Origin of the sequence: Brevibacillus gelatini (assembly GCF_050920745.1) — a bacterium.
Taxonomy (GTDB): Bacteria; Bacillota; Bacilli; order Brevibacillales; family Brevibacillaceae; genus Brevibacillus; species Brevibacillus gelatini.
Window position 1 is genome coordinate 4,243,468 of sequence record NZ_CP154342.1, and the last position, 14,027, is coordinate 4,257,494.

A 14,027-nucleotide genomic window follows, 5' to 3' on the forward strand; every position below is an offset into this window, starting at 1 on the left:
GATCGGAGGAAACTGCTATTGAATTTGGAGCTACAGCAATTTAAAGCGAATTTTTTCAAGGCACTGGGTCATCCCCTGCGGATTCGGATTCTGGAGCTCTTGGCGGAGGGAGACAAAAACGTAAACGAACTGCAAACGCTCATCGGCAGCGAAGGCTCGGCCGTTTCCCAGCAACTGGCCATTTTGCGCAACAACAACATCGTGTACGGAACAAAGGACGGAAACAAGGTGACGTATTCCTTGCGCGATCCGATGATTATTGAATTGCTCAGCGTTGCCCGGCAAATTTTCAACAACCACCTGATTGACACGATCGAGATGCTGGATCGCTTCAATGAATAGCGGCTGTCGTTTTGAAAAAGAAATGCCCAGGACTTTTCATCGTCCTGGGCCTGTTTCATTTTTATGCGGATACGGACACCAGTGCATCCAGCGCAATCAGCGCCTCTGCTTCAATTGCTTTGGCCACTGTCTCTGTGTGCGGGTTGTACGACGCCAGCAGGTCGGCATCGGCGTAGCCGTCAATCGCAAGGATCGCCCCGGCCTTCATGCCACGCAAGGCGGCAATGACGAACAGCGCGGAGTTTTCCATCTCGGCAGCCAGTACCCCTGCTTTTTGATATAGCTTGTGCGGAAATTCCAGGACGCCGTTGTAGAAAACATCGAGCGTCAGCGTGATGCCTTCCGCTATGTCGAGCCCCGCTTCGTGCGCTTTTGCTGCCTGCACGAGCGCTTCTGCCACGCGGCGGTCGGCGACAGCCGGGAAACCGGGCGGAACCAACTGGCTCGTCAGCCCGTCCTGGCGCACAGCAGCCGTGCTGATGACGAGGCTGCCCAGCTTGATTTGCGGTTGATACGATCCGGCCGTCCCGACGCGGATGATGACCTGAACGCCACCCTTCGCCAGCTCTTCAAAGCACACAGCCGCTCCAGGCGCACCGACGCCGTGGCTGACAACCGCTACCTCGGTACCCTTCCAGCTTCCGGCATAGCTGTGGTATTCGCGGTTTTCCCCGATTTGCCGCGTACCCTCCAGTCTTGCGGCAATCATGGCGGCGCGTTTTGGATCGCCGCAGACGATGACGCGTTTTGGCAATTGCTTTGGATCTACTTTCAGATTGGTCAGCATCTCAATCCACTCCTTCTTCATCGGGCCAGTCCCTCCGCCGCTCTCGATAAGGAGCTGAAAACTATCCAGTTGTGGCGCCTATTGTCTGTGAAACGTTTCCTGCAGCCGATGCGAAAGCTTGTTCAACTCACCCAGCTCTTCGGTAATTTCCCGCACCTTTTGATGCTGGTCTTCCGCTGTGGCGAAAAGTTCCTCCAGATTGGCAACCGACTGCTCGGTGACGGCAGTAATGGTCGACATTTCCATCGCCACTTCGCCGGAGCGTGTTTTTACCCGGTTCATGCTGGAGCTGACGTGCTCTGCTGCTTCCAGGAAAGCCATCATGCCGGAGCGCACTGCCTCGATCGCCGCGACGGTTTTCACGGCCAGCTCCTGGCCTTTTGCCACGGAAGCTTCTCCGGTGCTGATATGCTGGACGGCGTTCTCGCTTTCCTGATGGAGTGATTTGAGAATCTCGGTAATTTCCTGTGTAGCGGTTGCGCTCTGCTCCGCCAGCTTGCGCACCTCGTCTGCCACCACGGCGAAGCCGCGGCCGTGCTCGCCTGCACGCGCCGACTCGATGGCGGCGTTGAGCGCCAGCAGGTTCGTTTGCGTCGCAATCTGGTTGATGGCTCCGACGATTTCCTCGACCCGATTGGCCTGGCGGTTCAACTGGTGAATCGTCGCCGCAGCCACATTGACGGCAGAAACAATCTGTTCCATTTGCTCTGAAAGCTCGTTCATCATGTCGACGCTTTCCTTCAGGCGGCGGTTGTTTTGATCGGATTCGCTTTTCATCGCGTCCGTCTGCGTAGTAACCTCGACGATCTCCTGGTCGATCGACTGCACTTCTTCCTCGATCTTGACCGTGGAGTTGGCCTGTGCCTCCATGCCTGTCGCCACTTCCTTGAAGGCAACCATCATGTCATCTGTATTGCGCTTCGTTCCTTCGGCATGGGTATGTACGTGCTCTGTCGTACGGTCGATCTGCTCGGTCATCTGCTTGATATGGTCGAGCAGTTCTTCCAGTCGGCGTTCTTTTTCTTCCGCTTCCTGGCGGGCGATATTCGCCTTCTGCAAGGAAGCTTGTCCCGCCAGACAGAGGTACGTCAGCGCTCCCATCATCATTAGAATAGCCACGATGCGCAGCACCAGATTCAGTTCAGTAAAATCACCGCTGAAAATCTCGTACGATCCCGTGTAGAACCCAACCAGCGTCACAATAATTTGCGCAATTCCCGCTGTCACGATAAGTTTCCAATCCAGATAAGCCGCGAGAAAACCCATCACGACAAAAGCAAGGAACGTAACCTCGGGATACGTCGTGAAATGGTCGAACGAAATCGCGTAAAACATGAATCCGATCGCTACCAGATAGCGAATGACATGACTGTCTCTTTTCACAAAGTAAAAAGGCGAAACAACAAGGGTGACCAGTAAGCCAAGGGATGTTACTTTCCAGAAATTAACATCCGATTGATAGGCAATCAGTCCCGCCATCCACAAATGGTTCCATAGGATAAAAATCATAAATCCTTCTTTGTCCGTTAACGTGTTGCGAACCAATTGAATCATAAATGCCCCCCTTTTCCTTACTACTTATGTACCGTTCTCTTTTTCCATTATATCGCGCCCGGATTGCCAAATTTGTGAATAAAGTGAGAACAGCGAAAACAAGTGAAGAATAGGCTACGATTATCCCCCTCATTTTAAGACATCTGGAAAGGAACTACAAACCGTGGAAGAACAACGCAATCTTTTGCCAGCCACCGTGCTGACGCGAACGATCCAACGTCCCAATACGACGATTTACTACCCGCAGTTGGCCGGGCTAGCCAATCAGCAAGCAGAAAAAGAGATCAACCGTGCCATTTTGCAAACGGTACAGGGCTTGATTCATGAGCAGCAACGGGTACAAATACCGGGAAATACCCAAATGCAAGGAAGCTACGAAATCAAAACGAACGAACGCGGCATTTTCAGCGTCACCATGAGCAATTACGCGTACACGCCGCAAATGGCCCACGGCATGACCTTTCTCGGGTCTGTGACAGCCAATATCCTTACAGGCAAGCTCTACACGCTGCGTGAACTGTTCAAACCGGACAGCGACTACGTCAATGTCCTGTCAGCAAACATCAAACGCCAGATCCAGGAGCGGCAGATTCCGACGCTGAACGGGTTTACTACGATCAGGCCCGATCAAGACTTTTACCTTGCCGACAAATCACTGGTCATCTACTTCCAGTTGTACGAGATCACCCCGTACTTTGTGGGCTTCCCGATGTTTCCCATCTCCGTCTACGAACTGGAGCCACTCATGGATGAAAACGGACCGCTCGGTATTTTGGCTGCCAACTAACAAGCCTTCCTTATCCTTTCTTCCCGAAGCTGACGCCTTTGAAACGGCATCAGCTTTATTTTTGTCAGAAAAATGCCTTCTTTTGCACTCGAATAAACATTTACTTATATAATCTGAATTGCTACTATGTTAATGGTAACTGTTTACTTACGCAATCAAGCGCTTGATATAACGAACCAGCTTTCCCTGGAGGTCTGATTATCATGCAACACTACGGTCACAAGATCGGTCAAGCTGCCAGAGTCTTCAGTAAAACATTGAATGGAATCATGTCCCCGATGGGATTATATAGCTCGCAATGGAGCATTATTCTCTGCCTGCATTACCGCAATTCCTTGACACAGGTGCAGCTCAGCAACTACCTGAACGTAGAGGCTCCGACCATTACCCGGACATTGACCCGGCTGGAGGAAATGGGCTGGATCATCCGCTCCGAGGGTGACGACAAGCGCGAACGGTACGTGTCGCTCTCGCCTGCCGCGATGGAGCGTTTCCCCCAATGGCTGCAAGCAGCGCGTGATTTGGAGGCGGTTGCTTTGCGCGATCTGGACGAGAACGAGCTTGCTGTCTTCAACCGCGTGCTGAAAAAGATGACGGAAAATTTGAGTACGCTGGCATAGGCTTGTGTGTTGATACGACCTCACGAAAAAAGGGCTTCTACTTCTGAGCAGCCAAGCGGCTTTTGCTCAGGTAGAAGCCCTTTCCCTGTTTTGCCTGTCGGATTTGCTTTTTAGTTGAGCCGCTTGACGATGCTGCGAGCCATCCAGACGCCTGCCGCACCTGCCTGCGCCAGTCCGCGCGTAATCCCTGCCCCGTCGCCTCCGCAGAACAGTCCTTTGATTTCCGTCTCAAACTCCTCGGTCAGCTTCGGACGGGCCGAGTAAAACTTCGCTTCGACGCCGTAAAACAGCGTGTGCTCCGAGGCAATCCCCGGTGTCACCTTGTCCAGCGCTTCCACCATCTCGATGAGACTTTTCATCGTATTGTAGGGCAGCACCAGTCCGAGATCGCCCGGCACCGCTTCCTTCAAGGTCGGCTCCAGGAACCCTTCCTTGATCCGCCTTTCCGTAGAGCGGCGCCCCCGCAAAATATCGCCGTACTTTTGCACGATCACACCGCCGTTGGACAAATCGTTTGCGCGTTTGCATATTTCGCGCGCGTATTCGTTCGGCTTGTCAAAAGGCTCCGTAAACGTATGAGAGACGAGCAGCGCGAAGTTCGTATTGGTCGAGCCGAGCGCCGGGTCTTTGTAGGAGTGCCCGTTTGCCGCCATGACCCCGCTGTGGTTTTCCACGACGACGTGCCCGGACGGATTGCTGCAAAATGTGCGCACCCGTGTGCCGACAGAGGTGTTGAAAATAAACTTGCCCTCGTACAAATGCTCGTTGATTTCCCGCATGACGACATCGGACGTCTCCACGCGCACCCCTACGTCCACCTGGTTGTTGTACATTTTCAGGCGGCGCTTTTTCAGGATTTCGGTCAGCCATGCCGAGCCGTCCCGCCCAGGGCCGATCACGACGAAATCGCCCTCGTACTCTTCGCCGCTTTTCAGGACGACCCCCTTGACGCGATGCCCATCGTCTTCCTTGACCGTCACAATGTCCTCGACCTCGGCCTTGAACCTCATGTCGATCCGTTCCTTCAAGTATTCAAAAATCGACTGCAAAATTTCCAGGTTTTGCTCTGTACCCAAATGGCGCACCTGCGCGCGGAGCAGCTTGAGCCCTGCCGCGTATCCGCGCTGCTCGATACTTTTGATCGTCTCTGTCGTCGGATCGGTAATGGTGTGGGTCGCGCCATGCTTCAGGTTGATTTCGTCGACGTATTTGATTAAGCCAAGCACGGTGGAAGGACTGAGGTAATCCGTCATCCAGCCGCCGAACTCGGTCGTGATGTTGAATTTGCCGTCACTGTAGGCGCCTGCCCCACCAAAACCGCTGGTGATCGAGCAAGCCGGCAGACAGCCTGCATAGCTCTTTTTCCCGGCAGGCGGCGGACAGAGCTTGATCTTTTCCTCCAGGATCGGACAGCGTCGGCTGTAAATGTCGTGCCCTTTATCAATCAAAAGCACCTTGGCATCCGGCGCTTTTCGCGTCAGCTCATAGCATGTAAAAATTCCGGCTGGTCCTGCGCCCACTACAATCACATCGTATTTTTTCACTTCCAGTTCCTCCCCGTAAGCATGTTGGAATACTAGGCTTTTAACAAGCGTTGATTGCTCTTGTGCAGTCTCTCCCTGTTCGTCGCAAAAGACGACCGCACAAAAAATTCCCGGCCGACGAATAAGGTATGTCAAAAACACCCTCATTCGTAGCCGGGAATTTACGGTTCCCTGTAGAGACCCTCAAACCATATCTTTGAGGATATACGAATTTGTCATGTATTCATCAAGCCAGACTTGTAGCTAACAACATTATGTATAGTAGCGCATAATCTGAATCAAGTCAACATTCAAAAGCCCGTTTATTCGTGTTTACATTTTATTAACAAACAAACAACGCAAATATAACGGTTTTTCAAGGTAAAATCCGAACATTATATCCGAACGTTCGTCATTTCCGCCCCCCCTGCTTCAATAACCGGGAAGGAATCGACGCAATTGTAGAGAATATATGGAATTTCAACAAACTTTTTGGTATTACTACTCTCATACAAAAAGGATGAGGCTTGCCCATGCGGGATTATCGCTATTACCAGTCTGCCTTTGCCGGTATTCCAAAGCCGTTCGCCTTCGTCGACCTGGACCTTTTGGAGCAAAATGCAGAGCAAATCGGATTGCAAAGCAATGGAAAGCCGATCCGGATTGCCAGCAGTTCCATCCGCAGCGTCGGCATTCTCAAGCACCTGCTGCAGCTTGACGACTGCTTTTCCGGAGTGATGTGCTTCTCCGCGCCCGAAGCACTCCATTTGTGTGAAGAAGGCTTTGACGATTTGCTCCTGGGGTATCCTGTCTGGGAAAAAAGCTGGCTGGTCGCGCTTGGCGAGCAAATCCGGCAAGGCCGCACTCTCACCCTGACGATCGATTCCGTCTCGCACGCAGAGCACCTGGAGCAAATCGCCCGCGAACAAGGCGTGATTTTCCCCGTCTGCCTGGACATAGACATGTCGTACGATATTTGGGGCCTGCACTTTGGTGTATGGCGCTCCCCTCTGCGCTCTCTGGAAAAAGCCGTTGCGCTGGCTTCCCGCGTCGCTTCCTCCAAACATCTTTTGCTGGACGGGATCATGGGTTACGAAGCCCAGGTCGCAAGCATCGGAGATCGCTACCCCCGGCAATTTTTCAAAAACAGCCTGATTCGCCTGCTGAAACGGCAATCGGTCAAGGAAGCGGCCCACCGCAGGAAAGAACTGGTGAAGGCGATCAGGGAGCTGGGCATTTCCCTTCGCTTCGTCAACGGCGGCGGAACAGGCAGCTTGCACCATACGGGAAAAGAGGACGCCGTTACCGAACTGACAGCCGGCTCCGGCTTTTTTGCTCCCGGCCTGTTGGATTACTATCAAGATTTTCATTTTCAGCCGGCAGCCGGATTTGCCCTGGAGATCATTCGCAAGCCTGCCGAGCATATTTACACATGCGCTGGCGGCGGCTATCTCGCCTCCGGTTCGGCAGGGGCGGATCGCTTGCCCAAGCCGTACTTGCCCCAAGGTGTTCAGCTTCTGCCTGGCGAAGGCGCCGGAGAGGTGCAGACACCGATTCAGTATCGCGGCATGGAGACGCTGGAATTGGGCGATCCCGTATTTTTTCGCCACGCCAAAGCGGGTGAGCTCTGCGAACGCTTTTCACGGCTCTACTGTGTTTCAGGCGGAAAAGTTGTCGATGAAATGACGACCTATCGCGGGGACGGACTATGCTTTCTGTAATCAAAATCGGTACGGTATCAACCGCAAACGCGCAAACTGCCGACCGATTTTGGTCTGCTCGAAATCTTGTTGATTCACTCGAAAAATTCTGATAGATTGAACTCATAAAATGGTGGCGAGACAACTGTCAAGTCGTCTTGCCCGACAAGAAAGCCAGGAGGGAAACACGTTGGTACAATCAATAGACCGTGCGATGAGCATTATCTTCGCCCTGGTATCTGACGAGAGCAAAACGCTCTGGTCCATCTCCGAAATCGCAGAGAAAACGTCTCTCCCGCTCAGTACGGTCCACCGCTTGATGAGCAGCCTGATGAAGTACGGCTTGATCGAGCAGGTACCGAAAACCAAGCAGTACAAGGTCGGGCTGACCTGGATGGAGATCGGGCTGCGAATTTGGGACAAAATTGATGTGCGGGCAGTCGCCAGAACCGTCATGGAGCAGCTGGCGGCAGAGGTACGCGAATCGGTGTATTTGAATATTCCGCACGGCAACGACGCCATCGTGCTCGAACGGGTGGAAAGCTCCAAGACAGTAAGGAGCATCGACAATTTGGGCGAGCGTATCCCGCTGCATATCGGCGCCGCCAATAAAACGATCCTGGCCAACATGAAGCCAAAGGAAGCGGAACGGATCGTCAACGCGCTGGTTCCTGAACCTGAGCGCCGCCAAGAGCTGCTGGAGCTGCTGCCTCAGATCAGGCAAAACGGATACGCTGTCAGCTACGGGGAGAAAACGGAAGGCACTGCTTCCATCGCCGCTCCCATCATCGGCTACAAGCAACGGGTAGTCGGCGCCTTGAGCATCGGTGTTCCCAGCTATCGCATCACCGAAAAAGTCTTGGCCAAGCTGATTGATCGGGCGCGACAAAGTGCCAAGGAAATTTCCCATAAGATCGGTGCAATGCCTTAATTTTTTTGCCCACGAAGTGGAAACGGTTTTCACTATACGGAAAATGGAGGCGTCTATCATGCAAAAATGGCAGACAAAAGAACAACTCATCAATCTTCTTTGCAGTCTGGTCAATATCCCGAGCGTTACCGGATCACCTGCCGAGAAAGACTTGCCCGGTTATGTCGTCGATCAATTGCGTTCACTGCCCTACTACCAGGCCAATCCCGACCATGTCCGGGCCAACCCGACTGAGGATGGACGGCATTTTGTCACCGCCCTCGTCAAAAAACCGGGCGTGCGCGACACCGTGATTCTGGTCAGCCACTTCGATGTGGTCGATGTCGAGGATTACGGCGGCTGGATGCAGCATGCTTTTGACCCGAAAACACTCACTCCCCTGTTCCAGCAAAATGCAGCAGACATGCCGGCTGATGTTCAGCAAGATTTGCGTACCGGCAACTGGCTGTTTGGCCGCGGAACGATGGATATGAAATGCGGGCTTACCCTGCACATGTCGATGATCGAGCGGGCGTGCGCCGGGGAATTTGACGGCAACCTGCTCTTGCTGACCGTTCCCGACGAGGAAGTAAACTCCGTCGGCATGCGCGCGGCTGTTCCCGAGCTGTTGAAAATTGCCGAGCAATTCGATTTGCGCTATACGACTGTCCTCAACTCCGAGCCGATGTTCACCCGTTTCCCGGGCGACCAAAACACCTATGTGTACACGGGCTCCATCGGCAAAGTGCTGCCGGGCTTTTTGTGCTACGGAAAAGAAACGCACGTCGGCGAGCCTTTTGCCGGGCTGAACGGCAACTACATGGCTTCGCAGATTACGTGTGAGCTGGAACTGAACACTTCGTTTTGCGAAGTGGTCGAGGGCGAGGCTTCTCCACCACCTACCAACCTGATCCAGAAAGACTTGAAAAAAGAATACTCGGTGCAAATTCCGCATCGCGCCGTGACGCTGTTCAACCTGTTCCTGTTGGAAAAAAAGATGGAGGATGTCGTGGAGCCGCTCCTGAATGCAGCGCGAAATGTAGCTGAGCGCATCCGGCAAAACTACGTTCGCCATGCCAGCCAGTTCGCCCATTTCGCTCCTTTTAGCCCGCGTGACCTGTCCATCTCCGTGATGACCTACGAAGAGCTGTACACCTACGCCTTGAAAACGCACGGCAAGGAAAAGCTGCGCCAGCTCGAAGCGGACGTGATCGCCAACCGCCAAGACAAGGACGACCGCGACACGACGATTGAGCTGGTCGATCAACTGGCGATCCTCTGCAAAGAGCTGTCGCCGATGATAATCCTGTTCTTCGCGCCGCCGTTTTACCCGGCCGTCAGCTCGCGCAAGCACCCGCTGATCCAGAAGACAGTGGCCGAGATGGAGGCATATGCACGGGAGCAGCACCAGGTCACTTTGGTCAAGCAAAACTACTTTGGCGGCATCTCCGACCTGAGCTACGTCGGCCTGCAATACCCGGCAGCCTCCATGCAGCCGCTGGTAGCCAACATGCCGCTGTGGAACAACGGCTACTCGATTCCGCTGCAAGAGCTGGAGGCTTTTGACGTCCCCGTCTTGAACCTTGGCCCTGTCGGCCGCGATGCGCATCAATGGACGGAGCGGCTCGATGTGGATTACGCGTTCGACACGCTAACAGACATGCTGCCGCGCTGCATCCAGTCTCTGCTGAAAAACGGGCAAGCGGCGGCAAAGGAATGAGATCGCTTTTTTCTGCCTGGTCCCCTGCTTTTTTCTTTATAATGGAGGAAAAGGGATCGCTTTAGGAGGACTCGTCATGAAGTTTGCAGCAAAAGAAAATGGATTCGTCACTCATTTATCCTACGGCGACCTGCACGTCTCCGGCGATGAAGCATACGGCTTTCGCCCATATCAGCTGCTGGTCTCCTCGATTGCCGTTTGCAGCGGCGGCGTGCTGCGCAAAGTGTTGGACAAGATGAGAATGCCTTGCACCGATATGAAGATCACCGCCGATGTCACACGCAACGAAGCGGAAGCAAACCGCATCGAGAAAATTCACCTGCACTACATCATCACAGGGGAAAACCTGAAAGCCGAAAGAGTGCAAAAAGCCGTGGAAGCGGCAAGCAAAAACTGCCCGATGGTCCAGTCGGTAAAAGGCAGCATCGTCGTGACCGAGTCGTTTGAGCTGCTCTCCTGATCGGACACTTGCAGACAGAAGGACCCTCCAGCCCGTGAAAATTCACATGGCCAGAGGGTCCTCATCCTTTTTATAAAATCGGAGACAACAATCGCGTCAATGATTCCTGCATGCGCATCCGAAGCGGACGGTTGAGATACTCGTCCATCGTCATTTCCCGGCAATCGGCCAGGTCTGCCACGAACAGCTCCTCAAGCTGCCGCGCCATCTGCGTGTCGTACAAGAACACATTGGTTTCAAAATTGAGCTTGAAGCTGCGAATATCGACATTCGCCGTCCCTACAGAGGAAAGCTGGGTGTCCACCACTATCGTCTTGGCGTGCATGAAGCCTTTTTCGTACAAATAGCAGCGCACACCGCTTTTCAACAGCTCCCCCAGATAGGAGTGCGTCGCCCAGAAAACCATCAGGTAGTCCGGCTTTCCCGGCACCATGACGCGCACGTCCACACCGGACATCGCGGCCATTTTCAACGCGGTCAGCATGCTGTCGTCCGGGATGAAGTACGGGGTCTGCAAATAAATCTTGTGGCGGGCCTTGTAGATCATTTTCAGAAACGCATGCTTGATTTGCTGTTTTTCCGAGTTCGGTCCGCTCGACACGATCTGGCAGCCGATTGTGCCCTTTGGCTCCGGCATCTCCGGGAAGTAGTCGATCGACTCCTGCATTCTTTTTGGCGCAGACAAATTCCAGTCCAGGAAAAAACGCGCCTGCAGCATGTAGACAGCTTTTCCCTCAATTCGCAGGTGGGTATCCCGCCAGTATCCGAGCTTCTTGTCCTTGCCCAAATATTCGTCGCCGATGTTGAAGCCGCCTATATAGCCGATTTTTCCGTCAATGATCGTCAGCTTGCGATGGTTGCGAAAGTTGACCCGGAAATTGAGGAACGGAATCGACGAAGGAAAAAACGAGACGACTTCTCCCCCCGCCTCCACCAGCGGCCGGAAAAACCGGGAAGAGACACCTGCCGATCCGACCGCGTCATAGAGCAGCCTGATCTCTACGCCTTCTCGTGCCTTTTTCGTCAACAGCTTCAGCAACCGCCCTCCGAGTTCATCATCATTAAAAATGTAATAAAGCAAATGAACGTGTTCCTTTGCTTCCTCAATCTGCCTGAACATGAGATCGAACAAGCTATGCCCTTCGGCGAACACCTGAACGGCATTGTCTTGTGTATAGTAGGCACCGTCGCTCACCACGTTCATGAAAATCATGTCGCGATGCCTCTCCATCGCCGGATCGTTCACCTGCATCTCGCCCTGCTCAAGCAGCTTCTTCTGCTTGTCAACAGCGGCGCGAAAATGGGAAAACTCACCCTCGCGCAACCGATACAGCTTTTTCTTGGTCAGCCTTTGCCCAAAAATCAGATAGAGGAGAAACCCGACACCCGGCAAAAACAGAAGCACCATCAGCCAGGCCCAGGTAGCCGCAATGTTGCGCCTCTCCATGAAGATAAGAACAGCGGCCAAGATCACATTCCCTATCGTAATGACCGCCACGATTTGCTCCAGCAACAACATCACACCACATCCGCCCTCAAAGAATATCTCCCATTTTACACCATTTCTTCCCGTGATTCATCCTGGGCATTGGGCCATGGGGGTTGCTACTTCAAAATATCCACATGAGCCTGTGAATGATTGTGTTTTCCCTTTTGTTTGTAATTACTTATGCTCGCAAGTTGGATGGTATAATTTTCTTTTTTTATCTAAATTTGTTATGATAGTTGTACAATCAAGTAACTAGAGAGTGTGAAATATGAAAAAAATATTACTGGTATGTATGATGTTGTTGTTGATGCTGACATCGGCTTGTGGAAATGTTGAAACAACACCAAATCAAATTGCTTCCAGCGAGCCTGAACCTGGAACGGATGAGGCTATTCTCCCAACAAACACATCCGAACATTGTCTGGTAGACCGAATAAAGTTGGATAGTGAAACTGAAAAATTTTTTTATGGAACTTGGAAAGTGGAGAAGCATTTAGGATTTGCCAATTCGTGGAATGATGCTTCGGAATATCCCACAGGGCAAAAATTTATTGGCGATGAACTTATCGTCAAAAAGGACTTTTTTTCATCAAAAGGCCTAAAAAACTATAAAAAGTATCAATATGAACAACAAAATCCAATCTATCAGTTTTCAGCGATATGCAATAACCCTACCGCTTTTTATAGATTGTATAAAATAGATATTCCAGACTTACATGAAAATGATGTGGTAAAAGCAATCGTTATAAATGACCCGTCTACAGAAATGCGCATACCTGCAGGTTTAAGTTTTTTTGTTGTGAATAACGATAGACTTATCTTGTTATCAGAAGCAACCATTTTTGAGCTTAAAAAAGTTTCTGATTAAGGGAAGCGGGCTCGTAGAATACCATTCGCGTTCTCGTTTGTGCCCATTTTTCAGGAAGAGTACCCTTTATCACCTCAAAAAATTCACGCGGCAAATAGCCATATGATGTCTGAAACGATTATGACACTATCCCAAAGAAGAGAGTATGAAATATGAAAAAAATATTACTGGTATGTATGATGTTGTTGTTGATGCTGACATCGGCTTGTGAAAATGTTGAAACAACACCAAATCAAATTGCTTCCAGCGAGCCTGAAACGGATGAGGCTATTCTCCCAACAAACACATCCGAACATTGTCTGATAGACCGAATAAAGTTGGATAGTGAAACGGAAAAATTTTTTTATGGCACTTGGAAAGTGGAGAAGCATTTAGGGTTTGCCAATTCGTGGAATGATGCTTCGGAATACCCCACAGGACAAAAATTTATTGGCGATGAACTTATCGTCAATAAAGACTTTTTTTCATCAAAAGGCCTAAAAAACTATAAAAAGTATCAATATGAACAACAAAATCCAGTCTACGAGTTTATAGCGATATGCAATAACTCTACCGCTTTTTATAGATTATATAAAATAGATATTCCAGACTTACATGAAAATGATGTGGTAAAAGCAATAGTTGTAAGAGACCCGTCTACAGAAATGAGTTTGCCTGTAAGTATAAGTTTTTTTGTTGTGAATAACGATAGACTTATCTTGTTATCAGAAGCAACCATTTTTGAGCTTAAAAAAGTTTCTGATTAAGGGAAGCGGGCTCGTAGAATACCATTCGCGTTCTCGTTTGTGCCCATTTTTCAGGAAGAGTACCCTTTATCACCTCAAAAAAATTCACGCAGCAAATAGCCTTATGATGTCTAAAGCGATTATGACACAATCCCAAAAAAGAGAGTGTGAAATATGAAAAAAGTATTACTGGTATGTATGATGTTTTTGTTGATGCTGACATCGGCTTGTGGAAATATGGAAACGACACAAAATCCAATAACTTCCCATGAGCCTGAAACTGAAACGGATGAGACTATTATTCCTCCAGAAAACAGATCTCGTTGTTTTAATGCAGAAAATATCAATTTGGATAGTGAAACGGAAAAATTTTTTTATGGCACTTGGAAAGTGGAGAAGCATTTAGGGTTTGCCAATTCATGGAATGATGCTTCTGAATATCCAACAGGCCAAAAATTTATTGGCGATGAACTTATCGTCAAAAAGGACTTTTTTTCATCGAAAGGCCTTAAAAACTATAGTAAGTAGGGCTTGCTGAACGG

14 protein-coding genes and 1 riboswitch are annotated in these 14,027 nt (G+C 50.8%); of the genes, 10 read left to right on the forward strand and 4 right to left on the reverse strand.

Annotated features, from left to right (window positions below; translation table 11 throughout):
* Positions 1-18: 18 nt before the first annotated feature.
* Positions 19-342: an ArsR/SmtB family transcription factor gene (locus AAFJ72_RS20380; RefSeq protein ID WP_122902931.1), complete on the forward strand. Its 324-nt coding sequence runs from the start codon at positions 19-21 to the stop codon at positions 340-342.
* A gap of 61 nt (positions 343-403) precedes the next feature.
* Here AAFJ72_RS20380 and AAFJ72_RS20385 read toward each other — a convergent pair whose 3' ends face one another.
* Positions 404-1,129 carry a nucleoside phosphorylase gene (locus tag AAFJ72_RS20385; RefSeq protein WP_432777229.1) on the reverse strand — a complete coding sequence of 242 codons (726 nt, stop codon included), beginning with the start codon at positions 1,127-1,129 and terminating at the stop codon, positions 404-406.
* A gap of 78 nt (positions 1,130-1,207) precedes the next feature.
* Complete coding sequence (locus tag AAFJ72_RS20390) at positions 1,208-2,683, reverse strand: methyl-accepting chemotaxis protein (protein ID WP_432775488.1); 1,476 nt, start codon at positions 2,681-2,683, stop codon at positions 1,208-1,210.
* 163 nt (positions 2,684-2,846) lie between these two features.
* Between AAFJ72_RS20390 and AAFJ72_RS20395 the strand changes: the two genes are divergently transcribed.
* Positions 2,847-3,470: a DUF3298 and DUF4163 domain-containing protein gene (locus AAFJ72_RS20395; RefSeq protein WP_122902934.1), complete on the forward strand. Its 624-nt coding sequence runs from the start codon at positions 2,847-2,849 to the stop codon at positions 3,468-3,470.
* Between the two features lie 203 nt (positions 3,471-3,673).
* Positions 3,674-4,090, forward strand: a complete 417-nt coding sequence (locus AAFJ72_RS20400) for a MarR family winged helix-turn-helix transcriptional regulator (RefSeq protein WP_122902935.1) — start codon at positions 3,674-3,676, stop codon at positions 4,088-4,090.
* Between the two features lie 110 nt (positions 4,091-4,200).
* On the opposite strand, the gene AAFJ72_RS20405 is transcribed toward AAFJ72_RS20400, so the two are convergent.
* On the reverse strand, positions 4,201-5,634 hold the full coding sequence (locus AAFJ72_RS20405) for an NAD(P)/FAD-dependent oxidoreductase (protein WP_122902936.1): 1,434 nt from the start codon (positions 5,632-5,634) through the stop codon (positions 4,201-4,203).
* A 130-nt stretch (positions 5,635-5,764) separates the two neighbouring features.
* Positions 5,765-5,864, reverse strand: a riboswitch (purine riboswitch).
* Between the two features lie 282 nt (positions 5,865-6,146).
* Between AAFJ72_RS20405 and AAFJ72_RS20410 the strand changes: the two genes are divergently transcribed.
* The 4 genes from AAFJ72_RS20410 to AAFJ72_RS20425 all read left to right on the forward strand — a co-directional run bounded on the left by AAFJ72_RS20410 (position 6,147) and on the right by AAFJ72_RS20425 (position 10,403).
* Positions 6,147-7,334, forward strand: a complete 1,188-nt coding sequence (locus AAFJ72_RS20410; protein WP_122902937.1) for an amino acid deaminase/aldolase — start codon at positions 6,147-6,149, stop codon at positions 7,332-7,334.
* 169 nt (positions 7,335-7,503) lie between these two features.
* A complete protein-coding gene (locus tag AAFJ72_RS20415) occupies positions 7,504-8,244 on the forward strand; it encodes an IclR family transcriptional regulator (RefSeq protein ID WP_122902938.1) in 741 nt (246 codons plus the stop codon).
* Between the two features lie 58 nt (positions 8,245-8,302).
* Positions 8,303-9,943, forward strand: coding sequence for a M20/M25/M40 family metallo-hydrolase (locus tag AAFJ72_RS20420; RefSeq protein WP_432775491.1), 1,641 nt, complete (start codon positions 8,303-8,305; stop codon positions 9,941-9,943).
* A gap of 76 nt (positions 9,944-10,019) precedes the next feature.
* The gene (locus tag AAFJ72_RS20425; protein WP_432775492.1) at positions 10,020-10,403 is read left to right on the forward strand and encodes an OsmC family protein; all 384 of its coding nucleotides are present in this window, start codon (positions 10,020-10,022) and stop codon (positions 10,401-10,403) included.
* Positions 10,404-10,473: 70 nt separating this feature from the next.
* Here the strand turns inward: AAFJ72_RS20425 and cls are convergent, their stop codons facing one another.
* The gene (cls, locus tag AAFJ72_RS20430) at positions 10,474-11,922 is read right to left on the reverse strand and encodes a cardiolipin synthase (RefSeq protein ID WP_432777230.1); all 1,449 of its coding nucleotides are present in this window, start codon (positions 11,920-11,922) and stop codon (positions 10,474-10,476) included.
* Positions 11,923-12,160: 238 nt separating this feature from the next.
* Here cls and AAFJ72_RS20435 point away from each other — a divergent pair, with 238 nt between their 5' ends.
* From AAFJ72_RS20435 to AAFJ72_RS20445, 3 genes are all read left to right on the forward strand, one after another.
* A complete protein-coding gene (locus tag AAFJ72_RS20435; protein ID WP_432775493.1) occupies positions 12,161-12,760 on the forward strand; it encodes a hypothetical protein in 600 nt (199 codons plus the stop codon).
* 152 nt (positions 12,761-12,912) lie between these two features.
* Positions 12,913-13,506, forward strand: coding sequence for a hypothetical protein (locus AAFJ72_RS20440; RefSeq protein ID WP_432775494.1), 594 nt, complete (start codon positions 12,913-12,915; stop codon positions 13,504-13,506).
* A 153-nt stretch (positions 13,507-13,659) separates the two neighbouring features.
* The gene (locus AAFJ72_RS20445; RefSeq protein WP_432775495.1) at positions 13,660-14,013 is read left to right on the forward strand and encodes a hypothetical protein; all 354 of its coding nucleotides are present in this window, start codon (positions 13,660-13,662) and stop codon (positions 14,011-14,013) included.
* Positions 14,014-14,027: the final 14 nt, after the last annotated feature.

What these genes read in the sequence shown, in the direction of transcription:
- AAFJ72_RS20400 (WP_122902935.1), top strand. Translation starts at nt 3,674, where the DNA reads ATGCAACACTACGGTCACAAGATCGGTCAAGCTGCCAGAGTCTTCAGT.
- AAFJ72_RS20385 (WP_432777229.1), bottom strand. Translation starts at nt 1,129, where the DNA reads ATGCTGACCAATCTGAAAGTAGATCCAAAGCAATTGCCAAAACGCGTC.
- AAFJ72_RS20435 (WP_432775493.1), top strand. Translation starts at nt 12,161, where the DNA reads ATGAAAAAAATATTACTGGTATGTATGATGTTGTTGTTGATGCTGACA.
- AAFJ72_RS20425 (WP_432775492.1), top strand. Translation starts at nt 10,020, where the DNA reads ATGAAGTTTGCAGCAAAAGAAAATGGATTCGTCACTCATTTATCCTAC.
- AAFJ72_RS20410 (WP_122902937.1), top strand. Translation starts at nt 6,147, where the DNA reads ATGCGGGATTATCGCTATTACCAGTCTGCCTTTGCCGGTATTCCAAAG.
- cls (WP_432777230.1), bottom strand. Translation starts at nt 11,922, where the DNA reads ATGTTGTTGCTGGAGCAAATCGTGGCGGTCATTACGATAGGGAATGTG.
- AAFJ72_RS20440 (WP_432775494.1), top strand. Translation starts at nt 12,913, where the DNA reads ATGAAAAAAATATTACTGGTATGTATGATGTTGTTGTTGATGCTGACA.
- AAFJ72_RS20390 (WP_432775488.1), bottom strand. Translation starts at nt 2,683, where the DNA reads ATGATTCAATTGGTTCGCAACACGTTAACGGACAAAGAAGGATTTATG.
- AAFJ72_RS20420 (WP_432775491.1), top strand. Translation starts at nt 8,303, where the DNA reads ATGCAAAAATGGCAGACAAAAGAACAACTCATCAATCTTCTTTGCAGT.
- AAFJ72_RS20445 (WP_432775495.1), top strand. Translation starts at nt 13,660, where the DNA reads ATGAAAAAAGTATTACTGGTATGTATGATGTTTTTGTTGATGCTGACA.